Origin of the sequence: Acinetobacter kookii, from assembly GCF_900096895.1 — a bacterium.
Taxonomy (GTDB): domain Bacteria; phylum Pseudomonadota; class Gammaproteobacteria; order Pseudomonadales; family Moraxellaceae; genus Acinetobacter; species Acinetobacter kookii.
On record NZ_FMYO01000001.1, the window covers coordinates 778,049 to 802,708 of the forward strand.

Sequence of the window (24,660 nt, forward strand, 5' to 3'; positions counted from 1 at the left end):
AACTTAACAGTTCCTTTTTTATTACCCGGCTTTATACACGCGACAACATTACAATCCTAAAGAAGACTGAATCTGTTCAAGATTAGGCACATAAAACACCTGATCTCCCATGCGTACATACTGGAATACGTCAGGATCTGTTGCCGTGCGCTCTTCATCTACCACTTCGGAAATACGCAGACGAATCGTTTTTGGCATCTCATTACACATCAGGGCAAAACGCTGACTGACATCATCGCCTTCAATGACCAATGCTACACCCATTTTACGTTCCGGATCATTCACCGCATACACCGGCAATTTCAACTCATGCCATTCCACAAAAGGCACCTGTGTAGCGCTATCCAGTGCAGACAGGACAATATTTTGCGGAAGAATCATCGCTTCCTTACCATGGCAATCGATAATATAGGTATCGATAAATCCGGTAGATACCGTAATAAGGTGGTGTAACTCTTGTTGTGAAATTCGATCAACAGCAGAGTTTGAAACACTATTTTGGCTCATTGAATTATCCCTGACTGATTTCTAACAAACTTTCCACATTTTCCAGCAGTTCCGCTTCCTGGAACGGTTTGCCCATATAGTGCGTTACGCCCAGGCTGAATGCACGTTCACGGTGCTTCTCGCCTGTTCTCGACGTAATCATGATAATAGGCAAGTTTTGATGCACATCATGGTGACGAACCAGGTTGGTAACTTCAAAACCGTCCATACGCGGCATTTCAATATCCAGCAACATCAAGTCCGGTTTGACATTTTCCAGCTGCTCCATGGCATCAATACCATCTTTGGCCGTCACCACATCAAAGCCTTGACGCTCAAGTAAACGTGAAGTCACCTTACGTACAGTTACCGAGTCATCCACAATCATGATCAGGCGGCGTGCATTGCTGTAACGGGAATGCTCACGCTGATCAGACACATGTTTAAGACGCTGGGTGTTCTGAATTTGTCGGGCAATATTCTGACCATCCAAAATCAGACAGACTTGACCATCACCTAAAATGGTTGCTCCGGCAATGACACCGACACTTGAGAATTGCTGACCAATCGGTTTTACCACAATTTGTGCACGCGAACCAATCAACTGATCGACAAGCAATGCAATGGTTTGCCCATTATTGCCCTTAATGAGCAGCACAGGCAAAGAATGCGCCACATTACTTAAGCGAGGTAAAGGCTGATTGGAAACGAATTCTGATAAATAACGCAGTTTGTAACTGGTGTTATCAATTTTAAAGAAGTCTTCTTTACTGTTGAAATATTGCTCCAGCGCAGATGGTGCAATTCGTACAATACGGTCAATTTGTGCCAAGGAAATCGCAAACTGCTGATCACCTGATTTCACCATCAGGGCATCGCTCACCGCTACTGTGGTCGGTACCCGGATAGTAAAGGTTGTGCCTTTACCCAGTTCAGACTCGATGGAAATATGACCGCCCAGTGCCTTAATTTCGCTCTGCACCACGTCCAGACCTACACCACGCCCGGAAATTTGGGTCACTTCTTTGGCGGTACTAAATCCAGGATGGAAAATTAATTGCAGGATTTCCTGCTTGTCAATGGATTGATCGGCTTTAATTAAACCCAGGCTGAGCGCTTTTTCTTTAATTTTTGCTTCATCAATCCCTTTACCATCATCACTGAACGACACCAGAACGTCGGTACCTTGACGGCTGATATTGAGGACAATTTTTCCGACTTCAGGCTTCTGAAGTTCATGACGTACGTGAGTGTCTTCCAGACCGTGGTCAATCGCATTACGCAGCATGTGCTCAAAAGGCGTGACCAGACGCTCTAGAATGTTACGGTCCAATTCACCTTCGGTGTTTTGCACCACCAGTTCTGCCGGACGGTTCAAGGTTGATGATGTCTGACGCACAATCCGCTGTAAACGTGGCAATAGTCGGTCAAACGGTACCAGACGGGTACGCATCAGGCTTTCCTGAATCTCGGCTTGAATGCGTGATTGTTGTAACAGTAAGCCTTCCGTATCACGAATCTTTTCAGACAAAGTGGTTTTGAAGTCGACCAAGTCGGATGCAGATTCCGCCAGTGATTTTGACAACTGGTTCAATGATGAATATTGGTCCATTTCCAGCGGGTCAAAATCGGCATAACGTGAGTTATCACCATGTTTGGCAATAATTTGCGACTCTAGCTCGCCTTCCATTCGACGTAACTGGTCCGCCAGACGCTTGATCGCCAATTCCATCTCGTTGAGGGTATTACCAAACTGCCCCAAGTCCATTTCAATACGCGAACGGTTAATCGCATTTTCACCAGACAAATCGATCATTTTTTCCACCAGATCGGCAGAAATACGGATCATTTCATTGCTGTTGTCCTGTTGATTGCTTGTATCCCACTCACCCATCATCGCTGGAGGTTCGGTACCATCGCCCTGAACAAATTCAAAGACTTTAGCTGTAGACAGCATATCGGACTGAGTCACGCGATTAGGCAACTGCGCAATGACATCAACAAATTCAATTGACTCTAAACTTAATTTAACGCTATCAAAATTACTGTAATCATGCTCAAAAATGGCCTGCTTTAACCATGCCAAAGTGGTTTGCAATAACAGGTCATAAACATTGGAATTGAACTGATGCACAGCGAAGCGTTCGAAGGTAGTTTCCAGCTGGTAAGCAATCGCCCCTACCGGTTCATTTTCCACCATGCGCGCACCACCTTTCAAACTGTGGGCTGCACGTTGTAATTGAAGCAGCAAACTACGGTCACTGCGCTGCTCAAACCATTGTTGCAGCAGGCTATCTGTAGACTCCAGAATTTCTTCTGCTTCTTCCAGGAAGGTTTCTTCTGCAATTAAACGGATACTGTCGTCTGGTTCTTCAACATAGGCTGGACTTGCCAAAGCAATGTCAGTAGCTATATCAACTTCTGCTGCTGAAATTGCAACAGGTTCCGCTGATTCCTCAGCAGCTATGTCAGCTTCAATTTGAATTTCTACTTCAGCGCCAGCTTCCGTTTCGACTGGAGTTTCCAGTTCCTCAATTTCAGTTGCAGCTTCAATTTGAACTTCAGGCGCTGCTTCTGCAACGGCAATGCCGACAACCACACCACCTTGAGCTATCGCTTGAATATTACGTAAAATTTCAATTGATTCAGCAGCAGCGTAGTCAATCTGATCGTCACGGATGATTTGAATGCGGTCAGAAACGTCATCTTGTACTAGACGAATAATGCTGATGAGCTGTGGATTGACTTCAATTTGCTGACGGATCACGCGTTCATACATGCTTTCCAATTCATGCGAAATCAAACCAATATGCGTCGCCTGAATCATATTTGCTCCCCCTTTGAGGGTATGCAAATAACGCATTAAATTATTCAGTGCTGCTGTATCGGATGGATCTTTCGACCAGGTGTTCAAATCCTGATCTATCCCGCCCAACAATTCTTCCGCTTCTTCCAGGAAGATACCCAACAAATCTTCATCAAAATCACGATTTGCATCAGCAGCATGCATTTGTGCACGGTCTGAACGAATTTTTTGTGAAATCTGGGCCAGATCTAGACTGCCTGAAGCAGGCGTTGCCAAAACTTCTGCTTGCATTGCAACACTCGGTTCATGCGCTGCAAACTGTTCAAGATCTTGCTGAACAAAGGCGGTAAGATCATTCAAAACTTTCTGGACATCAGCGGTTAAAATAACGCGCTGACCTGCTGCCAAGGTATCGAACAGATGAATGAATTCTTGATGTGCCTGTCCAAACAGATCATAGGCATAATCGATATTGAGCAATTCCGGTTTTAATATCAGGGCTTCATAGCCAGACTTCAATTCATTGGTAAATTGATGAATGCCCATCGCAGCACGATTATCGGTATGGTCCAATAATTGCTGTGCCTGCTGGCTTAAAGTCTGAATGTATTCGGGATATTCTACTTTGGCACGTTTTTCAAATTCAAATTCCGCATCCAGAAGCAAATCAATATTTAATTCGACCAGCTTGGACACCAGACCTTGCGGATTGACATCCTCATCGACTTCTACCGAATTGAAACCATAATCGTCCCATGCTGCATTGAAAGTGGCATAGATTGCATCTAGTTTCTGAGTTTGACCCTGTCTTAAGATATGCAAATAATCACGGACAAACTCAGCATACTGAATCAGCAAGGCAGTCTGACTGGAAGTAGAAACGATTTCTTCTTGTAAAAGTGTTTTAAATAAGTTTTCAACCTTGGTACTGGCTGCAAAAATCTGCTCAATATGTGCCATGGAAGAGCTGCCACGCAAGGTATGCAAGGCACGGATCAGGCCATTATAATCCTGATGTTGTTCCTGTTCAGTTTTCAGGAACTGGTCAATCGTGAGCAGATGTTCTTCCGCTTCTTCAATAAAGATCGCGACCGTTTCTTCAATATCATTGTTGTCGTCTGATGCAACTGGCGCTGCTGTAGCAGTTGTTTCGATTGCCGTTTCAGGTTCTGCTTCACTAGATGCTTGATCCTGCAATTCCAGGCCAGTGAGACTGTCGACACTGGTCAGTGTGCTAGACAGTTCAAGCAATTCTTCCAGTGCAGGTTCCAAACTGACCTGCTGCTGTATTTGCTGCCCCAATAGGACTAAAGGTCTTAAGTCGATATCAGCATTTTGTACCGTTTTAAAAATTGGGTATAACTTATATTGATAAATATTAAACACAGACTGAGCAAAGCGTTGAACTGTGCTGTCTAAAGGTACTGTACCGGAAATAACACGATTTAAAGTATCTTCCACTGACCAGGCCAGCTCGCCCGCAGATTTTGCCCCAACCATACGACCCGATCCTTTGAGCGTATGGAAATGACGGCGAATGGTCGTTAAAGTTTCTTGGTCATGAGGATTTTCCAACCAAGCTGGAAATAAATTACCCAATTCAACGAAGATTTCTTCTATTTCTTCAACAAAAATTTCTAAAATTTCTGCATCTTGATCAAGATAACTATCTTCAGGAAGCGTAGTCGTTTCAACTAAATTTTTTAATATTTCTTTCATAGCTTAGGCTTCTTACGTTTATCTGCCACCAAGAAGGTTGCTCAAACTTAATTGTCACCATCACGCGAGACCTAACTTTGAAGTTAAGTTCATCTTGTCGATGCTTTATCTGTATCTTGTGGATACCCCCTGCCCGAAAGCAGGGTATATCACTGCAACGCTGTTGAATTAACTTAGTCAGGTAATTTAAAGTCAGTTACAGATTCACGTAATGATTCGGCCATATTTGCCAATTCCGATACCGAACGTGCTGTATCGAAAGTTGCAGTTGTTGTTTGCGAAGTAATTTCTTGTACAACATTCATCGTTGTCGCAATGTGACCAGCTGAAGCGGACTGAAGTTTTGCAGCGTCCGAAATGCTGGCAATCAATTTCGCCAGGTTGCTGGATACCGTTTGAATTTCATCCAGTGCCACGCCGGCATCTTTGGTCAAGCTTGCACCACGAACAACCTCTGATGTGGTTTGTTCCATCGAAATTACGGCTTCGTTGGTATCTGTCTGAATGGTTTTTACCAGACCTTCAATCTGTTTGGTTGCAGAAGCTGAACGTTCCGCAAGACGCTGTACCTCATCGGCTACCACGGCGAAACCACGACCAGCTTCCCCTGCCATCGACGCCTGAATTGCAGCGTTCAAGGCCAGGATGTTGGTCTGGTCGGCAATATCGTTAATCAAGGCAACGATGTTACCAATTTCCTGAGAAGATTCACCCAGACGTTTAATACGTTTAGACGTTTCCTGGATCTGCTCACGAATGGTGTCCATACCTTCAATCGAACGGTTTACAACCTCTGCACCATTGGCAGCAATTTGTACCGAACGCTCCGCAACCACTGCAGATTCTTCCGCGTTTGCCGATACCTGGTCAATAGACATCGCCATTTCGTTAATCGCGGCAGATGCACCGGCAATCTCTTGTGCCTGGTGTTCAGATGCTTCAGCAAGCTGGTGGGTAATGCCCTGGGTATTCGCCGTATACTGCGCAACCTCTTGAGACGTTTCAGTAATACGCGATACCAGGTCACGTAACTGGTCAATCGCGAAGTTAATGGAGTCGGCAATTGCACCGGTAAAATCTTCCGATACCGTTGCGTATGAACGCAAGTCACCATCCGCCAAGTCGGCAATTTCATCCAGTAAACGTAAAATCGCGTTCTGGTTACGGTCATATTCTTCTTGCAGGCTTGCCACACGCTGTTTATCTGACTGGCCACGTAATGCAAGTAATTTGAATACTGCAAACAGGAAAGCGACCAAACACAAGATTAAAAGCAAGGCAGGAAGCGCAATAGCCAGGCTTGAACCACTAGATAGTTTATTCAGGTTAGTTAACAATTCATCTGACTGGGCAAAAATTGAAGCAGAAGCTTGACGTACTTTTACAATTTGAGCCGAGTTTGAAAGAATCGTTGCAGAAGCTGATTTTAGTACATCATCATATTCGCTTTTAATCCCTTCCAGTGATTCACGCAATGCCGGATCGGTAATACGTTCTACACCCAGTTCTGTACTACCATTGAGCTGTGCATTCAGGTAAGAACCGAAGGTTTCAGTGTCAGCACTGAAGTCATCCGCAGATTCACGCGAGTTATCATTACCCGTAAGCACCGAACTGATCGAACGTAAAATACGTTCTGCAATGAATACCTGGTTTTTCGCAATAACAACCTGGTTAGACGGCATGTTTTGACGTGCCATCTGGTCGACCATCAGGTTATATTCTGCCTGAATTCCTGGAATTGATTCGCCAATTGCAATGTTGGTATCGTACAGCTTGTTAATCATTTTTTGTTGAGACGAAATTAAATCAATCCCTTCAGATAATGATTTCCACTGCTTTTCCACGTCCACCAATGCACCCGTATGTGGATGAATGTCTTTAACCGTTTCCAGATTTTCAGCAAATTCTTTTTGCGATTGAATTAATTTATCAATCGACTCTTTGGTTCCCGAAGCCGTTGCATCAGTCGCCTGACGTGAAATGGTTTGTGACAATAGACGCAAATCACCCACACTACGTGTCAATTCGTTATTACGTGGCACACTATAGAATAGGTATAATAATAAGAATAGTGCTACGGTCAGAGAAAATGCTGCGCCCAAAATCAATGGTTTGGACTTTTCACTGTCACCAAATACACGTGATAATTGCTCTGTTTGTGATTGAATCTTTGCTAATAAAGCATTCCCGTCCTTACGGCCGGTGCCTTCACCTGTATTCTTCTTTTTAAGTTTAAAGCCCATCCAGCTTCTCCCCGAGTTGCGCTATCATTCTTTAGCTTGCGACTATTAATTTATAAATTTTACAGAGGCATTCATGTATTTTGGGTTTTGCAATAAACGACTAAATAAGAAAACATGCCAGTGCTGATTATGTTGATAAAAATATCCCTGACAATATTCTTGTAAATTGCTATCTAATTCACTGTTTTTAGAAAAGAAGCTTTTCTTATTAAAGTGTTGAATCCCCAAAACCTGATCTACCACCAAACCGACATAATGGTCATTATGACTAATACACAATACTTTTTGAGTCGGTGAAAACTGACTTCGATGTCCGGAAATATAATGCGCCAAATCAGCGACTGAAAGTAAACGTCCCCGAATATTGGCCAGCCCCATCACCCATGATTGGGTATTGGGAACTGGTGTATATTTTGGTGGATAGATCACTTCAGATACTTCACCCAAAGGGGCAACAAAATATTGTCCCATCATCTCAAAAGCAATGCCTGACCATCGGTTTACTTCATTTTCAGTGGTAACGTAGTTTTTATTGCCACGTTTAGCCAGCCGAAGTAATTCGATAAATCCATTTGCTGCCATAGAGCTTATCCTGCATTGAGGTGGTGTTTAATCACATCAATTAATTGGTTTTCGTCTACAGGCTTGGTTAAATAATCACTTGCCCCCTGACGTTTTCCCCAAACGCGGTCAGTTGCCTGATCCTTAGTACTGACAATCACAATCGGAATGTGTTTGGTCGTAGCACCACGGGCAATCTGACGTGTCGCCTGAAAGCCGTTTACTCCAGGCATGACCACATCCATAAGCACCAGATCTGGCAATTCTGCTTGTGCCATTGTGACACCATCCGCCCCATTTGCCGCTTCAATCACCTCAAAGCCATGCTTGGTTAAAATCTCTCTAAAACGAAATGTTTCTGTAGGTGAATCATCAACGATAAGAATACGTGACATGCTTTTCCCCAATAAAAATAAACTTATGCTGTTACGTGATTACGGATTGCGTTTAACAATTCATCTTTACTAAAAGGTTTAGTTAAATACTCATCCGAACCTACAACACGACCTTTTGCCTGGTCAAATAAACCATCTTTACTTGACAGCATAATGACTGGAATATTCTGATAATTCTGCGAATTTTTAATCAATGCACAAGTTTGATAACCGTCTAAACGTGGCATCATGATATCTACAAAAACGATATCCGGATTTGCTTCAGCAATTTTTGCCAAAGCCTCAAAACCATCTACTGCGGTCACAACTTCACAACCTTCACGTTGTAATAATGTTTCTGCTGTACGACGAATGGTTTTTGAATCATCAATCACCATCACTTTTAGATTTTGGAATTTTTCGTCCATTTAATGATCCTTCCCATTTTTAGAATGTACAAACAATTTTAGTCAAAAATTTTATTACAAGTTACGAACATTTTTAACATATCTTTACTTGCCTTTTCAATGAACATTTTCCGCAGAAAGACTCACTTTTTTTTATTTTCAATAACAGCTTCACACTTTCTATCGACCAATGATTTTTTTTTGACAGACAGAGGTTTTTTATTGCTTATTTTAAGTCTAATATAGCCTATTTATTGCTTTTAAAATAAGTAATTTAGTCAACTTTTATTCGGGGGTAACAATGCAAAGTCAGTTTAAATACAAACTTGCTTTCATTGCACAAAAAAAAATGAACTTTAGATTCATTTTTCTTTCTTTTCTCGTTTTGCAGGCAGCAGTGGCATATGCTGAAAATCCACTACCCAAAGCCACCTGGTATCGCTACTACGACAGTAAAGGGGTAGCCAATATTAGTACCAATGTCACCCCCAACCATATTCGCCATGGCTACGAAGCCCTAGATCAGAATATGCAGGTCATCCGGCGTAATCGTGCCTATAATACTGAAGCCGACATCAAACAGGCCCCCCAGCGTGCAGCCCACGCCAAGCAGCAGGCAACTGACTTAAAACTAAAAAAAGCTTATGGTAATAGCCAGGTTGCACTGGCAAAACGTAATGACGCATTGGGCAACATTAAAAAGCAGATTGCCTTCCAGCAAGACCAGTTAAAACAATTACAGACTGACCGTATCTACTTTAAGCGTCAGCAGATTGAACATTTACGTAAGGCTGAAAACATTCCTGTCAGCTTGAAAACTACCATCGAGAATAATCAAAAGAATATTGAAGCAAAAAGAACAATGATTCAATCATTACAAATAAACTATCGAAAAACACAAGCAGAATACGACAATATTATCGCTCGCTTAAAAGCGCTGGAATAATTGCATTTATTATGTGAAGTGCTTAATTTAAGCCACAATAAATAAAAAAAGGATGAACCTACATGCTACCTGGACAGCATACAAATAAATCTAAATTAAGGGACCATACGCAATATTTAAGTACCAGTTTCCTCTGTTTGAGTCTACTTCTGACCGCTTGCCAAAAAAATGAAATAGAAAAACCTGTAGAAACCACAAAAAAAATCGAGTTAATTGAAAAAGATTTAGTTTCTGTGAAGAATGGCACTTCTATCGCTAAAAGTGCTTTTACCGGTACACTTCGTGCAGTTAATCAAAGCAGCATACAGGCTCAGGTCACTGCTACCGTAACCCAAGTCTATGTACAGGTCGGACAGTCGGTTTCTAAAGGTCAAGTACTGGTTCGCCTGAATAATCAGGACAATGCGGCACGCTTAGCGCAAGCTCAGGCCAATTTGGCAGCGACACAAGCTCAGGCCAGTCTGGCTAAAAATATGATGCAGCGCAAAAAGCGCTTATTGGATCAAGGCTTCATCTCCAAAGTTGAATATGAACAGGCTCATGTTGACTATCAGGCGCAACTGGAAAATGTGCACGCACAGCAGGCAAATGTGAATATTGCCCAGAAGGCCGAGCGTGAAGGCACCATTTATAGCCCTATTTCCGGAGTGATTACACAGCGCCAGGTCGATGCAGGCCAAACGGTTGCTGCCGGTCAGACCCTGTTTGAAATCGTGGATCCAAGTCAACTGGAAATTCAGGCCAAATTACCAAGTGACATGCAGTCCGCATTAAAAGTTGGACAACGTATTGAATACACCATTCAAGGTAATCCAGCTCAACTAACGGCGATTTTATCTCGAGTCTCTCCTATTGCTGATCCTGTCAGCCGCCAGATTGAATTTTTTGCCAGACCGAATGAAACCATTAACTCACTCAGTATCGGTGCATTTGTGGAAGGCAACATTCTGGCTTCGACGCAGGTTTCAGGTCAGCTTATTCCGCTCGATGTGATCCAGAATATCAAAGATAAGCCTTATGTATGGGTGATCCGCCAGAACAAAATTGAAAAAGTTCCTCTGGTGATCTTGGAACAGCGCTATCGGGACAATTTGGCTGTCGTGCAAGGACTGCAAGACGCTGACCAGATTAGCCGTATCAAATTTAATGACCTGGACATTCATCAAGCGGTCATCATCAATAAATAATAAAAAAATAAGTACAGGATTGTTCTTATGTGGTTTACCCGAATTAGTGTTAAATATCCTGTTTTCACCATCATGATGATGTTGTGTTTACTGGTACTGGGGCTGGCATCTTGGCAACGGATGGGCGTAGAAGAATTTCCCGATGTCGATTTCCCTTTTGTTGTGGTCTATACCTCCTATCCGGGTGCCTCCCCTGAAACCATTGAATCTGAAATTACCAAAAAAATGGAAGACCAGATTAATACCATTTCGGGTTTAAAACAGATTATTTCCCAGTCCAGTGAAGGGCTGTCGACCATTATTGTCGAATTCAATCTGGACGTGTCTTCTGCGGTAGCCGCACAGGATATTCGCGATAAGATTTCTCCTGTAACGGCCCAGTTCCGTGATGAAATTCAAGACCCTATCGTTGAGCGTTATGACCCATCCGCCAATGCGGTGATGTCGATCGTGTTTGAATCGGAGACCATGCCGTTACGAGACTTAAGTTCCTATTTAAGTCAGCAGATTGTCCCGCAACTTCGAACCGTGCCGGGCGTGGGTACAGTGAACTTGCTGGGAGATGCTCAACGCCAGATTCGTATTGAGGTCGATCCGCAAAAACTGCAAAGCTTTGGCATTGGTGTAGATAAAGTCATCAATACCTTGAAAGGTGAAAATATTGAAGTTCCGGGAGGCACCTTAAAACAGCCGACGTCTGAACTGGTGGTGGAAATCAAATCCAAAGTGATTCACCCGCAATCATTTGGTGACCTGATTATTGCCAATAAAAATGGTGCTCCTATTTTTCTAAAACAGGTGGCAAGTATTGAAGATGGTCAAGCCGATCTGGAATCCAGTGCTTATTTAAATGGTAAAGCTGCGGTCGCGATTGATATTCTGCGTAATTCGGATTCCAATGTGATTGATGTGGTCAATGCCACCTATAAAGCCATGACGAAAATCGAGAAACAGCTACCCGAGGGTACTGTGGCGAAAGTTGCCGTCGATAGCTCCCGGGGTATTCGTGGCAGTATTCAGGATGTGGCACGCACCATTATTGAAGGTGCAGTGCTTGCTGTTCTGATCGTTTTGCTGTTCCTGGGTTCTTTTCGTTCCACAGCCATTACCGGACTGACCTTACCGATTTCCCTGCTCGGTACCTTGACCTTTATTTGGGCTTTTGGCTTCACCATCAACATGATGACCTTGCTGGCCTTATCCCTCAGTATTGGCCTGCTGATTGATGATGCGATTGTGGTGCGGGAAAATATTGTCCGTCATGCCGATATGGGCAAAGATGCGGTTACAGCAGCACTAGATGGCACCAAAGAAATCGGGCTGGCGGTTTTAGCTACTACCCTGACCATTGTCGCGGTATTTTTACCGGTTGCATTTATGGGCGGGATTATCGGTAAATTCTTCTATCAGTTTGGGGTTACGGTCAGCGCTGCCGTGCTGATTTCGATGTTTGTCAGTTTTACACTCGATCCTATGCTTTCTGCGCACTGGGCTGAAAAACATGATCCCAATAAACGACCCGGCAGAATCAAGCGCTTCTTCAACTGGATCTCCAACAAGCTTGATCATTTAAGCCATTATTATGAAAAGCTGTTAAAGCTGGCACTCCGCTTCCGTATTTTAACCTTGATGGTTGCGGTCGCTTCACTTTTTGGTGCATTGGGTTTATCCAAATTGATTGGCACGGAATTTGTTCCTGTTCCAGATAAAAATGAAATTCGAATTAAATTTGAAACGCCTGTAGATGCCTCACTCGAATATTCACAAGCCAAGTTGTTGCAAGTGGAAAATATTCTTCGCCAGCATCCAGATGTACGTAATACTTATAGCATTATCAACGGGGTAACAGATCGAGGTAAAAACCATGTCAGTATACGGATCAAGGTCACCCCTCGCCTGGAACGTGAGAAAACCCTGACTCAACTGAATAACGAGTTTCGCCAGCGCTTGCAAAGCGTAGCGGGCATTACCATTACCTCGGTGGCTTCGGCAGATGAAACTGTTTCTGGCGGTCAAAAGCCGATCCTGATTTCCATTAAAGGCACCGACCTGAACGAACTGCAAAAAATCTCCGATCGCTTTCTGGCAGAAATTTCCAAAATTGAAGGGATCGTCGATCTTGAAAGCTCGCTTAAAGAACCTAAACCCACCTTGGCGGTTCATATCAATCGTGTCCTGGCGAGTGATTTGGGTCTTTCTGTCAATCAGATTGCCAATGTTATCCGTCCTTTAATTGCAGGTGATGATGTCACCACCTGGCAAGATGAAAAAGGCGAAATCTATGATGTTAATCTTCGCCTGACTGAAAACAGACGTACCTTGCCGAGCGATATACAAAATCTTTATCTGAACTCACAAAAAACCGATGCCTCTGGTCAGCCGATATTAATACCGCTGGCAAGTGTGGCTTCGTTTAACGAAACCTTGGGCGCTTCGCAGATTACCCGGCGTGACTTGGCCCGTGAAGTACTGGTAGAAGCCAATACCGCCGGCCGACCGGCAGGCGATATCGGTGCGGATATCAAAAAAATTCAAGATAATTTTGATTTACCACCCGGCTATAGCTTTGCCACCCAAGGTGCGAATAAAGACATGGCAGAATCGGCAGGCTATGCCTTAACCGCCATTACCCTTTCCATTGTGTTTATCTATATTGTATTGGGTTCACAATTTAACAGCTTCATTCACCCTGCTGCGATTATGGCTTCCCTTCCCCTCTCGCTGATTGGGGTATTCCTGGCTTTATTCCTGTTTAATTCCACCATGAACCTGTTTTCCATTATTGGCATTATCATGCTGATGGGACTGGTGACCAAGAATGCCATCCTGCTGATTGACTTCATTAAAAAAGCCATGGATCGTGGGGTTGATCGTTATGAGGCGATTATTGAAGCGGGTAAAACCCGTCTACGCCCTATTTTAATGACCACCAGCGCCATGGTGATGGGGATGATTCCCCTGGCACTGGGTCTGGGTGAAGGGGGCGAACAAAGTGCCCCTATGGCGCATGCCGTGATTGGCGGCGTCATTACCTCCACATTGTTAACGCTGGTGGTTGTACCCGTTATCTTTACCTATCTGGATGACTTGAAGAATTTTATGACGCGCCAAATCCGAAAAATCATGGCATAATAAAAGCCATAACTTTGAGGTGACATTCTGAAATGTTCACCTCATTTTTTATCATATAATCTTATGCTTTAATGCTTAATTATCAGGACAGTTTCCATGCGCGCGAGTCGCTTTTTATTTGCTACGTTAAGAGAAACCCCAAATGATGCTGAAGTGATTTCACATCAGCTCATGTTACGTGCGGGGATGATTCGTAAATTGGCTTCGGGTTTATACACTTGGTTGCCGATGGGCGTACGTGTGCTAAATAAAGTTGAAGCGATTGTACGTGAAGAAATGAACCGTGCCGGATCGCTTGAAGTCTTCATGCCAGTAACCCAGCCTTCGAGCCTTTGGGAAGAATCAGGCCGCTTTGTGCAATATGGTCCAGAGCTTTTACGTTTTAAAGACCGTCATAACAATGATTTTGTACTTGGCCCAACCCATGAAGAAGTCATCACTGATCTTGCGCGCAACGAACTGAAAAGTTACAAGCAGCTTCCAATCAATTTCTACCAGATTCAAACCAAATTCCGTGATGAAGTACGTCCACGTTTTGGCGTAATGCGTTCACGTGAATTCATCATGAAAGATGCTTACTCTTTCCATATCGATCAAGCCTCACTGCAAGAAACTTATGACGTGATGTATGACACGTACTGCCGTATCTTTAGCCGTTTGGGCTTAGACTTCCGTCCAGTACAGGCAGACACTGGCTCAATTGGCGGTTCAGGTTCGCATGAATTCCACGTTCTGGCATCAAGTGGTGAAGATGATATCGCCTTCTCTACAGAATCTGATTATGCTGCCAATGTAGAAATGGCAGAAGCTGTACTGGTGGGTGAACGCGCAGCTGCAACTCAAGAATTAAAACTGGTGGATACACCAGCTCAAAAAACCATTGCGGATGTATCAAACTTCCTGGGTACTGATGCTGCACAATCTGTAAAAGCACTATTGGTGCAAGGTGTGGCAACTGAAGAAGGCAAAGAAGCCCCAGTTGTTGCTTTATTCCTTCGTGGCGATCATGAACTGAATGAAATTAAAGCTGAAAAGCATCCATTAATCGCGGCACCTTTAACATTTGCATCTGAAGCTCAAATTCAAGCACTTGGTTTAATCACTGGCTTCATTGGTCCGCAGGGTCTGGTTGAAAAAGGTATTACCGTGATTGTAGACCGTGCAGCATCTGTGCTTTCTGATTTTGTTGCCGGTGCCAATGAAGCCGGCAAACATGCAACAGGTGTGAACTGGGAACGTGATGCAACCTTTACGGAAGTTTATGACTTGCGTAATGTAGTTGAAGGTGATCCATCTCCAGATGGTAAAGGTACGCTGCAAATCAAGCGTGGTATTGAAGTCGGTCACATCTTCCAGCTGGGTAAAAAATACTCTGAAGCTTTAGGCTGCAAAGTTCTGGGTAAAGACGGTAAACCGATGATCGTAACCATGGGTTGCTATGGTATTGGAGTAACGCGTGTGGTGGCTTCTGCCATTGAACAAAATTTTGATGACAAAGGGATTATCTGGCCTTCTGCAATTGCACCGTTTGAAGTGGCAATTGTGCCTATGAATGCCCATAAATCACCACGTACTCTGGAAGCCGCAGAAACACTGTACGCAGAACTGCAAGCTGCGGGTTATGACGTAATTTTGGATGACCGTGACGAGCGTCCAGGAGTGAAATTCTCTGACCTTGAAATTACGGGTATTCCACACCGTATTGTAATTGGTGAAAAAGGTCTGGATGCTGGTACCTTTGAATATAAAGGCCGTACCGATGCTGAATCTGTAAATATCTCTAAAGAAGAATTACTGGCTAAAATTGCAAAGTAATTGCTCCTTAAAATAAAAAATCCCGCCATTTAGCGGGATTTTTTTGTTTTAGGATTAACAGAATTTCAGACCACCGAAACAGTTTGACTTAAAGTTCTGCCCTTGCAAGGTTAAGTTTTGTAATGGAAAATTAATCACTGCAGGGTTCTTAATTTCACCCACATCAAGCGCTGCAGTGGCAACACATCCGATAAGCAAATCCCCACAGGGACGTGGCTTAGAGGTTAAATCATGATTAATCCCTGCAATTGTTTGTTTAAGCACTTCGTCGGTGATTTTTACATTGGTTGTTGGACTGATACTCCCTAAATCCACTTCATCTTCAATTGCTAACCACCATCCTCGATTTGCAGCAACCGATGCACCTGGCCATAATATTTGCTGTGTCTGTAGCGATAATGAACTTGCGTTATTTAGATACAAAGAATGGATCAAACCTAAATTCTGGTTCACTGTAATATCAGTCTGCAAGCCGGTTAAAGAGCCGGTAATGTCTTTATCAAGTGTTAAATTTAAACCCAATGCTGAAATCTGTGCAGCTAAAGGTCCAGCAAAATCGATTTTATTTACCGTTCCCGTTCCTTTTAGGACTGCCTCAGTCAGACGTGTTCCAGATACAATTGTAGATGGAATGGTAAAAGGTGCTGTTGTTGAAGTTAAGTTAAATGAATAATCATTTGACTTATAATGTAATTCTAAAGGGATACCAATCAATGTTCCTATTACAGCACCTTCAATATACTGACCCGTTGCAGCATAATTCATCACCCTTGGATCTGTGGTTGCTACTCCAGAAGAGGCTTTGGTTTTCATATAACCACTAAAGGAGTTAATCCCATTCGGCGTACTGCTATTTTCTGTTCCTATTGTCATTAAGCCAGCAATTTTTTCAGCACTTAAACGAAAGCCCAATACCTCACGAGTAGAAGCAGATTTTGGATTTTTAATAGCAAACTCAACAAATGGATTAGTAATAAGGGCTGAGCTTGCTGCACGATCATCAGAAGTATAATTTGCGCCTTGCAAACCACTTAAAGAAATATTATCAATATCAATATCACATTTGCCAATACCATTTACCCCACCACAACCTAATTGCAGCTTTTTAATATTGGCGTTGATTTCCATTTCAGCTTCCAGACCCAATTTATAAAACCCTAGATTCGTCTGGTCTACATTTTGTCCTTTAGCATCAATAACGTTATAACCTGCATTATATTCCATAGACAATAATGCCTGACCACTTACACCAGATAATGAATCATCATCCATAGCCACCATTGCATGACCTAAACCTGGTATTGCAATAGATGAAACAATCAAACTTGCCAATAATATTTTTTTCATAAGATTCTATCCCTATTCTTTTATTTATTCTCAAGCAGATTAACGTGGAGTAATCCCTAAATTACTTCTTATACTTCCACCTGTAATTGCAATATCTGCCATCTTTTGCATTTGATTCGGCGTGGTTGACATTGATAATTCAGTCCTGAAGACCTGATTCAAAGATTTAGCTGGATTAATATCCACTTTATTATCAAATATGACGGTATCTTTTTGCATCTTGACTCGTGATTCAAGTGCTAGAGCACCTTGCAATTTATTAAAATTAATACTTGAAGTTTTGATAACTGTATTATTCGCATCGACATCTTCGTTAATCAAACTAAAGTAGCTCCCCAAAATATTTGGGTTCAATTTATCTGTGTCTGATAAAGCATTAAATTCAAAATTGGCACGGAAAGATAAGAAATTATTTTCTGCATTATCATTCATACCGGGAATGATGAACAAATCCCCTTTACCATCGAGTTTAAAGGCGATGGAGGTCAGCACATCATCTTTACGGGCGAAATTATCAACAGGCACGACACTGCCACATTTAGCAGAGCCAGTGGTACAGTTATAGAGTGAACCAGGTAATTGACCAATCGCAATTTCTGCGCTGGCAGCAACCAGTAAATCATCGGCACTAATATAGATTCCTTGCTCTTCATAACCAATCACGCCTTTGGCTTTGACAAATGCATCAATATTACGTAAACCAGCATAGTAATTTACTTCTTCATTGAGCAGTCCTTTCTTTCCATCGATTAAAATTAACGATGTTGTACTCGCTGCACCTGTTTTTTTGTCAATTCCATACCCATCGGTACTTGCCATCACATTGTAGGCTATTCCTTTTTTGGTCCCAGCATCCACTTTCGATGTATATTCTGTGCCTGCAAGTGCGACATTGGCATTCAAATTATAAATAGGGATACCAATTCCCCAGCTACTGGTATCATTGGTAATTTCAGCCAAAGAGTTATCTGCAATAAACCGTGCTTTACGTGCAATCGATTGAAAATCCATACCGCGTATAGCAATCAGTGCAAAGTCATTCCCTTTTTCAAGAGAAGATAATTGCTGTGTCTGAACTAAACCACTCACCCCTAAAGTTTTTTTAATTTTATCGTTAATTAAAAAATCTAAACTTTTTGCCTGTATCGCATTAATATAAATGTCACCAAAATCAATATAGGCATTTTTGGTATTTACATCTGTTTTAGTACTCGAATTACGAACAGTTAAAGGTGATAAATTGGAAAACTCAATCGCATAACTTCCATTACCTGTATGCCCAATTTCAAGGGTTGTTGGGGTCTGATTAGTACCTAAAATCGTATTCCCTTCACGGGTGAAATCGGCAGAAACACCAAAATGCAGTCCACCCAACCCTACCGCATCATAACCTGTTAATGTCGCTGTTGAGGTACGGCCAAAATCGGTGATCCCACTTTGATTGGCATTTAAGAAAATTGTGGCATTGGTGACTGCACCCGAGGCTCCCATACGAATTAAATTTCGCTGCTGAGTCGGATCACTGCCATAACGCAGGTCAATATTTATCCCTGGATTGGTTGCCGTGGTTCTTGATGAGTGTACGGTATCACGACCAGGCTGTGGATTTGCACTGGCAACTGGATCACTGTCATCCACTCTTCCCAACATCACAACATGATCCGTGGCACCATCACGACTCTTCGTGGTCAGGACAATCCCTTCATCCATGTAGCTGTTTGATGTTCTTTCTTGATAAGAACTCAGATACATATAGCCATCACCAGAAAAATTGAAGTTAAAGTCTTTCAAAGTGAGCTTTTGCCCGTTTAGCCCATGACTGATACTGGCATTTTGTAATTGAAAATTAAGGTGTGCCGTTTCATCTCGATTGAATAATCCTGCTTGCGTTTGAAGAAGTACGCGAAGCGGTGAACTGGTTTTGATATCAAGAGAACCTAAACTTTGTTGAGGAGTCTGACATTTAGTTGCATCAGTGCACAGTAACATGACATCCTTAACAGCTAATTCAAATGGAGAAATGTTCGCTTCTATACGAATTCCCGCCCCTCGAGCTGTTGTACCGACATCAAAGTCAAGTTTAGAAACAATCGATTGATTATTGACACCTAACAGGGTTACATCTTTCAGACCAAGCTTCATGGTATCAGGGCGTTGCAATGAATCGCCAGGATTGCTTTTTGAAGAAGAATCCACCCAGTTGACAGCATTAATGGTTGCCTTGGAGATCTCATGCGTAATAGTGATACCATCTTGCCCTGTTACCGAACCAAGAGAGTCATCAGAAAGTTGCTCAAATGCATAACTTTGCTGTGCAATCAAAATACTCGCCGTAAGCATTTTTAACTTTGTTATTTTTTTCATTCTTATATCCCTATTTGGCTTTATTCAATTAACAGCGCGCAGTTCCAGCACCTGTACAGTTAAAACTGAATATTTTTAAATTGCCCGACATGTGCAAATTGCCATGCATATTTAAGCCCATAAAGCCTTTTTCTGTATTTTTATCAAACATGGGGACATCTAAGCCAGGAACTGTAGTTCCATCAGACTTTTTTTCTGTATAGGTAGTATAAATCATATTATTGGCATAACCCTCAGCACTTGAAGTGCCTGTTTCGACCGCCAAAGTATTAAAACCTAAATTTCGAATTTTAAGGGGCTTATCATCAAAAAAAGAAATTTGTAATGCAGTTTGAGGATTACCGTCACGGTTTATAATGGTCGAACCATCTAATGAAAACTTATCAATTTGTAAAGTGCCTTGAATGCCTTTAAAAACCAACCATTTTTTATTACCCATAGCATCTTTATGATTATTCGGTGCAATCGCTAAACGACAAAATACATTGTCCGTACAACTATAAGAATAAAATGCCTCTGTGGCCTTACCTGTTGCATCAAAAACTGAAATATTTTTTAGAGATAAATCTTTAGCATAACGGTGATTTAACGATAGAGTCCAACTTAAATCTGCACCGCCTTGTCCTGATACATCAGTCATCTCATGATTGTCCATACCCACTAACTGTGCATTGGTAATAGGGATAAACGCCAGTATAGAAATTGAACAAACCAGGTTCAGGATAGAAGTCTTAACACGTGGATACATAGCCTATTCTCCTATAAACCTGTTGTTTTTATTTTTAGGTGCTGAATGAGCACACCATCAATTGCAACCGAGCCTAAATTTGTCGCCTGGCCATTAATATTTTTAAAGACCACCCCGGTTGCATCGGCAGTTTTGTTTGCATTTAACAAATTGCCTGTAGCTGACCGTTCTACCGTACCAATCGTAATACTATTATGGGTTGCATTTCGACCTTGATAAGTCGTAGTAATATTATTTGCAGTCGTGGCAATTTCAGTACCGCAACTATAAACATTACAGGTTGAACCTTTTAAATAACTAGAAAGTGTCGTGTAGGTCACTCCATCTTTATCGACCATCGCAATATTCTGATTATTTTTATCTTTCAACACAGTGGTTGAGTCTGTGTCACTATAATAAGTATAAATTTGTGAATATATTTCTGGCACATTTGGAATACGGGTAATTTCTAAAATAATATTATTGCCTTCAGACCCTAAAATAAAAGGCTGATACATATTTCCTAATACCAAGTTGATATTGGGACTATATAAATACATTCCTTCCACATCATTAAATATTGGAGCTAATGAGCGGTCAATAGCTGGAGTGACTGCTGTGCCATCATATAAATCAGGATTACTGTCCGGACCTTTTTTGGCAGCAGTACTGAGTCTAATTCCACGAGCATCCAAATTAGAATCCGTTGCTTTTAGCGTGGATGGATCATCATTAGTATTTAGACGTAAAATTGCAGCCATGCCTAAAGTTTGATTGTAATTGGCATTGCTCGTCGCTGGTAATGTTTGGAATAACCGAACTTGTGACCCATTTAAATTCAAGCCATTGGCAATAAACTGGGTTCTCAAACGATAATCTTTATCCAGACCAGAAGTAGGTGCTCCAGTTAAGGGATCTACAGTATTACTTGAATTTAATTGACGTGAAAAAATATCGCTCCAGAAGCCCAATTTAAAAGTATCACTGGTATCTGTACCTTTTAACTTTAAAGGTGCCTCCAATGCAATATAACCCACATTGGCCTTATTGCCTTTTGCAAACTGAATCGTATCCACATTACCTGCACGAATCAGCCATGGATTTGCTGCAGTTCCCCAATTAAAACCTTGATTACTGTATCGGGTGCTCAAGGACCCGTCACTTTTAGACAGGGCCAGGCCATAAATAAATACGTCTGCTTTGGTTCTTAAACTTCCCACTGTAGCTTGAGCTGCTGCCAATTTTGCCAATCGAATGGCTTCAGCTTCAACCGCAGCAAGTGCAGTATTACTTGCTGTAGTAGCTTGGTTCTTCGCATATTCAGCGGCTTGTTGATTGAGCACTTCTTGTGTTTTAGCATCCAATAGATTCTTAACAAGAACGTTATCAATTACATTTTGCCTGGTTACACTTTGTGAATAGGTGGTTGACGGTATGCTTTCAGTTGAACGATTACCATAAAGCAATTCGATCATCTCTAATGTATTTTTTGTAGCATATTCTTGAGATTTACTCTTTATCCCTAATGTCGAGTCCAAAGCACCCGGTTCAGTTGTACCATCATCTGTTACACTTAATGGCCACACATTCCCATTATAATAATCATCATAACGTTGTTGATAATATTGCTTCATTAAAGGAGAATCGATATAACTCTGTACCACGTTACCCCGATATTCAGCAGTATAATCGTTCTTTACAGTTGTGTTAACGGCAGTATAATTATTTGTTCTATAAGTATTATAAGCAGATTGATAAGTAGTTTCGTAAACACCATTATAATTCGCAGCCTTCCCGCTTAAGTAAGCATCGGTATAGGTTTGATTATAGATTTTTGTGTAAGCACGCTGACCCAGCAGTTCATAATTTTCACCGGTCGGAATAATGCGGATAAAGCCCGTATCATACTGTCCTGGATCGGTAATTCCTTTGCCATAACTTGAAGCTTGTGAAATTTCGTTTGGGCCCTGAAAGACCATCTTGAAATTTTCAAGAGCCAGTGCAACCCCTTCACCTGTGGTTTCAGAAAGATGATCATCTGACAAAGATTCAAGTGCATAAACTGATGGGCTAAGTAAAGCTGCGAGCATACTCGCCAAACAAGATTTTTTAAATCTTGCATTATTCCAACTTTGAGTCATCACGACCTTCCTTTTTATCAGATGCTCCGCATCATTATTTTTAATTCATCCTATGCTTGGTATGCCTAATTTTTACTTATTTGTCATGACGACAATGTTATTACCAAGTCTGTACAACTTTTTATTATGCTGAATATTATTGCAATTGCAAAAAAAACTGGTCGAATGAACCCAGTTTCCGATGAATGAATCGCATAAAAAATAAACGGACCCAAATGGTCCGTTTATTCAATTGATTATAATCTTTATGCTTTCGGCAACGTTACACCGGTTTGTCCCTGATATTTACCGCCACGGTCTTTATAGGAGGTTTCACATACTTCATCCGATTCAAAGAACAACATTTGCGCTACACCCTCACCTGCATAAATACGTGCCGGCAAGTTGGTGGTGTTAGAGAACTCCAGTGTCACATGACCTTCCCATTCCGGTTCAAGCGGCGTGACGTTTACAATAATACCGCAGCGTGCGTAAGTCGATTTACCAAGACATACTGTCAAAACATTACGCGGAATACGGAAATATTCGACGGTACGGGCCAAGGCAAATGAATTGGGCGGAATAATGCAGACGTCTGATTCAATATCGATAAAGCTTTTTTCATCAAAGTTTTTTGGATCGACAATTGCTGAATGTACATTGGTAAATACTTTAAATTCACGTGCACAACGAACATCATAACCATAGCTTGAAACACCGTAAGAGATGAGTTTTTCACCCGCTTCATCATAACGTACCTGGTTTTCTGCATACGGTTCAATCATGCCGTGTTTTTCGCTCATTTCGCGAATCCAACGATCAGACTTAATTGCCATTATTTCAATCCAAAAATAGTTAATTCGATTATTGCGCTGTACTTTAACTGAAATTGGCTACAATGAAAATAATGATCGGGCGATGATGTCATTTTTTACAAAATGAACATTTTCATCAGCATAATTTCAAGACTTAAAAGTTTAAAGATTCAAAAATTTAAAGACTTAAAAGAGCTGAATAACTGAGTGGAATGGAAAAGCTTAATAAAACCAATGAAGCTGTTTTTTGTAAATTGGACTGATTGAGCCAGCGTACTTTATTGGAAGCAAGGATGGAACCGATAAAAATCCAGAACAAGGCAATCGGGACAATTAAAAGCAGGAACATCACAATATGCGCAATATAATGATTTATGCTGAGCCATGCTGTACCTGGAAAAACAGCGGAAGCAAAGAGCAAGGCTTTAGGGTTCAGTAAAGTTGCACAGAACAATTCACGAGGACGAATCGTCGGCAGATTAAAACTTGCTTCAATATCTGCGGTTTTCCAGAGTTTAATTGCCAGAAAAACAATATAGCCGGCACTCACAAGTTTTAGGAAGATAGGTAATACTGGAAATTTTGCAGAAACGGTACCAATGATTAAGCCCCAAACAGTAATTGCAATTAAGTAGCCACATGACTCCGCAGGAATTAATCGCAATGATTTATGTACACCGACCTGAATGCCAGAAGAGGCTAGCAAGGTATTTGTTGGGCCAGGCGTCAATAGAATGGTAATGACTAAACCAATGAATAACCATGAAATCATATGCGATCTCTCTATAGAGTGCGCGAAGAGTAAATCACTTTATTGTACTTAGCAAATCAGAAATTTTACATCTTTTAAAAACTTAAAATCTGTTTTCAAAATCATTTAAAATTCAATAAATTAAAATCATTAATATCATTTAACTCTTGAGTCATTTGTTAAAAAAAATTTCAATAAATCTTTTTTTAAGGTTAATCATTTACATTTACCCAGCTTGATCTGTCCCTCAGGGATCGATTCAGGCACAATACCTCATCACTTAAGCGGCCTCTTTCTATGGCAAAACAGTTCTTTCAGTCATGGCTTCCCTCTCCGCAAAAAGTTGCAGGGATGAAAGTAATGAAGATTTTTGGTGAACGCACCTTAAATCCTTTACTTTGGTATGTGAACAGAAAGTCCATTTCAAAAGCCGTTTTTATTGGCACGTTTTGGGGCATGATGCCCTTACCTTTTCACAGTATTTTGATTGTATTGACCGTATTGCTATTTGAAGTCAATTTGCCTGTGAGCTTATGTCTTGCCTGGCTGACCAATCCTTTTACCTTGGTTCCGATCCTGTATTTGGGGTTCTGGTTAGGCAGCAAAATTTTCCAGGTCAATATGATTGATCAGGATATGATGCTGGGTGTGTTGCATCAAATCAGCCATGCTATCACTCACTTTGGGCATGGACACATCGACTTGAGCCTGGCGAAAATTTTATTATCCGGCTTGATACTAGAGGCTTTCATCTTTGCAATTGTATTCTTCGTAATTACGCGATTATTGTGGCGATGGAATATTATTCAGCACCATAAACGGCGCCGAAATTTTCAATAATCATTGTATCTTTAACC

17 protein-coding genes are annotated in these 24,660 nt (G+C 41.6%); 5 read left to right on the forward strand and 12 right to left on the reverse strand.

The features are described from left to right. Positions 1-48 precede the first annotated feature (48 nt). The 6 genes from BLP85_RS03775 to pilG all read right to left on the reverse strand — a co-directional run bounded on the left by BLP85_RS03775 (position 49) and on the right by pilG (position 8,620). Complete coding sequence (locus BLP85_RS03775) at positions 49-507, reverse strand: hypothetical protein (protein WP_092818784.1); 459 nt, start codon at positions 505-507, stop codon at positions 49-51. Positions 508-511: 4 nt separating this feature from the next. Then, positions 512-5,011, reverse strand: a complete 4,500-nt coding sequence (locus tag BLP85_RS03780) for a hybrid sensor histidine kinase/response regulator (protein WP_092818785.1) — start codon at positions 5,009-5,011, stop codon at positions 512-514. A gap of 173 nt (positions 5,012-5,184) precedes the next feature. Beyond that, positions 5,185-7,257 carry a methyl-accepting chemotaxis protein gene (locus BLP85_RS03785; RefSeq protein ID WP_092818786.1) on the reverse strand — a complete coding sequence of 691 codons (2,073 nt, stop codon included), beginning with the start codon at positions 7,255-7,257 and terminating at the stop codon, positions 5,185-5,187. Between the two features lie 45 nt (positions 7,258-7,302). Then, positions 7,303-7,839, reverse strand: a complete 537-nt coding sequence (locus BLP85_RS03790; protein ID WP_092818787.1) for a chemotaxis protein CheW — start codon at positions 7,837-7,839, stop codon at positions 7,303-7,305. 5 nt (positions 7,840-7,844) lie between these two features. Further along, on the reverse strand, positions 7,845-8,213 hold the full coding sequence (locus BLP85_RS03795; RefSeq protein ID WP_092818788.1) for a response regulator: 369 nt from the start codon (positions 8,211-8,213) through the stop codon (positions 7,845-7,847). A 23-nt stretch (positions 8,214-8,236) separates the two neighbouring features. Beyond that, positions 8,237-8,620: a twitching motility response regulator PilG gene (pilG, locus tag BLP85_RS03800; RefSeq protein ID WP_086195987.1), complete on the reverse strand. Its 384-nt coding sequence runs from the start codon at positions 8,618-8,620 to the stop codon at positions 8,237-8,239. A 280-nt stretch (positions 8,621-8,900) separates the two neighbouring features. Here pilG and BLP85_RS03805 point away from each other — a divergent pair, with 280 nt between their 5' ends. The 4 genes from BLP85_RS03805 (at position 8,901) to BLP85_RS03820 (ending at position 15,679) form a co-directional block, all read left to right on the forward strand. After that, entirely contained in the window at positions 8,901-9,545 is a 645-nt protein-coding gene (locus BLP85_RS03805) for a hypothetical protein (protein ID WP_092818789.1), read from the forward strand. 62 nt (positions 9,546-9,607) lie between these two features. Next, positions 9,608-10,732, forward strand: a complete 1,125-nt coding sequence (locus BLP85_RS03810) for an efflux RND transporter periplasmic adaptor subunit (protein WP_092818790.1) — start codon at positions 9,608-9,610, stop codon at positions 10,730-10,732. Positions 10,733-10,759: 27 nt separating this feature from the next. Next, complete coding sequence (locus BLP85_RS03815; RefSeq protein ID WP_092818791.1) at positions 10,760-13,864, forward strand: efflux RND transporter permease subunit; 3,105 nt, start codon at positions 10,760-10,762, stop codon at positions 13,862-13,864. A gap of 96 nt (positions 13,865-13,960) precedes the next feature. After that, positions 13,961-15,679: a proline--tRNA ligase gene (locus BLP85_RS03820; RefSeq protein WP_092818792.1), complete on the forward strand. Its 1,719-nt coding sequence runs from the start codon at positions 13,961-13,963 to the stop codon at positions 15,677-15,679. Positions 15,680-15,733: 54 nt separating this feature from the next. Here BLP85_RS03820 and BLP85_RS03825 read toward each other — a convergent pair whose 3' ends face one another. The 6 genes from BLP85_RS03825 to BLP85_RS03850 all read right to left on the reverse strand — a co-directional run bounded on the left by BLP85_RS03825 (position 15,734) and on the right by BLP85_RS03850 (position 23,824). After that, on the reverse strand, positions 15,734-17,026 hold the full coding sequence (locus BLP85_RS03825; protein ID WP_092818793.1) for a hypothetical protein: 1,293 nt from the start codon (positions 17,024-17,026) through the stop codon (positions 15,734-15,736). A 39-nt stretch (positions 17,027-17,065) separates the two neighbouring features. Beyond that, positions 17,066-19,390 (reverse strand): DUF6160 family protein, encoded by a 2,325-nt coding sequence (locus BLP85_RS03830; protein WP_092818794.1) that lies wholly within the window; start codon positions 19,388-19,390, stop codon positions 17,066-17,068. A 28-nt stretch (positions 19,391-19,418) separates the two neighbouring features. Beyond that, on the reverse strand, positions 19,419-20,138 hold the full coding sequence (locus tag BLP85_RS03835) for a hypothetical protein (RefSeq protein ID WP_228143241.1): 720 nt from the start codon (positions 20,136-20,138) through the stop codon (positions 19,419-19,421). Between the two features lie 11 nt (positions 20,139-20,149). Continuing rightward, positions 20,150-22,258, reverse strand: a complete 2,109-nt coding sequence (locus tag BLP85_RS03840; RefSeq protein WP_092818795.1) for a hypothetical protein — start codon at positions 22,256-22,258, stop codon at positions 20,150-20,152. A 245-nt stretch (positions 22,259-22,503) separates the two neighbouring features. Continuing rightward, a complete protein-coding gene (dcd, locus tag BLP85_RS03845; protein ID WP_092818796.1) occupies positions 22,504-23,073 on the reverse strand; it encodes a dCTP deaminase in 570 nt (189 codons plus the stop codon). Between the two features lie 157 nt (positions 23,074-23,230). Continuing rightward, positions 23,231-23,824 (reverse strand): LysE family translocator, encoded by a 594-nt coding sequence (locus BLP85_RS03850; RefSeq protein WP_092818797.1) that lies wholly within the window; start codon positions 23,822-23,824, stop codon positions 23,231-23,233. 276 nt (positions 23,825-24,100) lie between these two features. Between BLP85_RS03850 and BLP85_RS03855 the strand changes: the two genes are divergently transcribed. Next, positions 24,101-24,643 carry a DUF2062 domain-containing protein gene (locus BLP85_RS03855; RefSeq protein WP_092818798.1) on the forward strand — a complete coding sequence of 181 codons (543 nt, stop codon included), beginning with the start codon at positions 24,101-24,103 and terminating at the stop codon, positions 24,641-24,643. Positions 24,644-24,660: the final 17 nt, after the last annotated feature.

What these genes read in the sequence shown, in the direction of transcription:
- BLP85_RS03775 (WP_092818784.1), bottom strand. Translation starts at nt 507, where the DNA reads ATGAGCCAAAATAGTGTTTCAAACTCTGCTGTTGATCGAATTTCACAA.
- BLP85_RS03780 (WP_092818785.1), bottom strand. Translation starts at nt 5,011, where the DNA reads ATGAAAGAAATATTAAAAAATTTAGTTGAAACGACTACGCTTCCTGAA.
- BLP85_RS03785 (WP_092818786.1), bottom strand. Translation starts at nt 7,257, where the DNA reads ATGGGCTTTAAACTTAAAAAGAAGAATACAGGTGAAGGCACCGGCCGT.
- BLP85_RS03790 (WP_092818787.1), bottom strand. Translation starts at nt 7,839, where the DNA reads ATGGCAGCAAATGGATTTATCGAATTACTTCGGCTGGCTAAACGTGGC.
- BLP85_RS03795 (WP_092818788.1), bottom strand. Translation starts at nt 8,213, where the DNA reads ATGTCACGTATTCTTATCGTTGATGATTCACCTACAGAAACATTTCGT.
- pilG (WP_086195987.1), bottom strand. Translation starts at nt 8,620, where the DNA reads ATGGACGAAAAATTCCAAAATCTAAAAGTGATGGTGATTGATGATTCA.
- BLP85_RS03805 (WP_092818789.1), top strand. Translation starts at nt 8,901, where the DNA reads ATGCAAAGTCAGTTTAAATACAAACTTGCTTTCATTGCACAAAAAAAA.
- BLP85_RS03810 (WP_092818790.1), top strand. Translation starts at nt 9,608, where the DNA reads ATGCTACCTGGACAGCATACAAATAAATCTAAATTAAGGGACCATACG.
- BLP85_RS03815 (WP_092818791.1), top strand. Translation starts at nt 10,760, where the DNA reads ATGTGGTTTACCCGAATTAGTGTTAAATATCCTGTTTTCACCATCATG.
- BLP85_RS03820 (WP_092818792.1), top strand. Translation starts at nt 13,961, where the DNA reads ATGCGCGCGAGTCGCTTTTTATTTGCTACGTTAAGAGAAACCCCAAAT.
- BLP85_RS03825 (WP_092818793.1), bottom strand. Translation starts at nt 17,026, where the DNA reads ATGAAAAAAATATTATTGGCAAGTTTGATTGTTTCATCTATTGCAATA.
- BLP85_RS03830 (WP_092818794.1), bottom strand. Translation starts at nt 19,390, where the DNA reads ATGAAAAAAATAACAAAGTTAAAAATGCTTACGGCGAGTATTTTGATT.
- BLP85_RS03835 (WP_228143241.1), bottom strand. Translation starts at nt 20,138, where the DNA reads ATGTATCCACGTGTTAAGACTTCTATCCTGAACCTGGTTTGTTCAATT.
- BLP85_RS03840 (WP_092818795.1), bottom strand. Translation starts at nt 22,258, where the DNA reads ATGACTCAAAGTTGGAATAATGCAAGATTTAAAAAATCTTGTTTGGCG.
- dcd (WP_092818796.1), bottom strand. Translation starts at nt 23,073, where the DNA reads ATGGCAATTAAGTCTGATCGTTGGATTCGCGAAATGAGCGAAAAACAC.
- BLP85_RS03850 (WP_092818797.1), bottom strand. Translation starts at nt 23,824, where the DNA reads ATGATTTCATGGTTATTCATTGGTTTAGTCATTACCATTCTATTGACG.
- BLP85_RS03855 (WP_092818798.1), top strand. Translation starts at nt 24,101, where the DNA reads ATGGCAAAACAGTTCTTTCAGTCATGGCTTCCCTCTCCGCAAAAAGTT.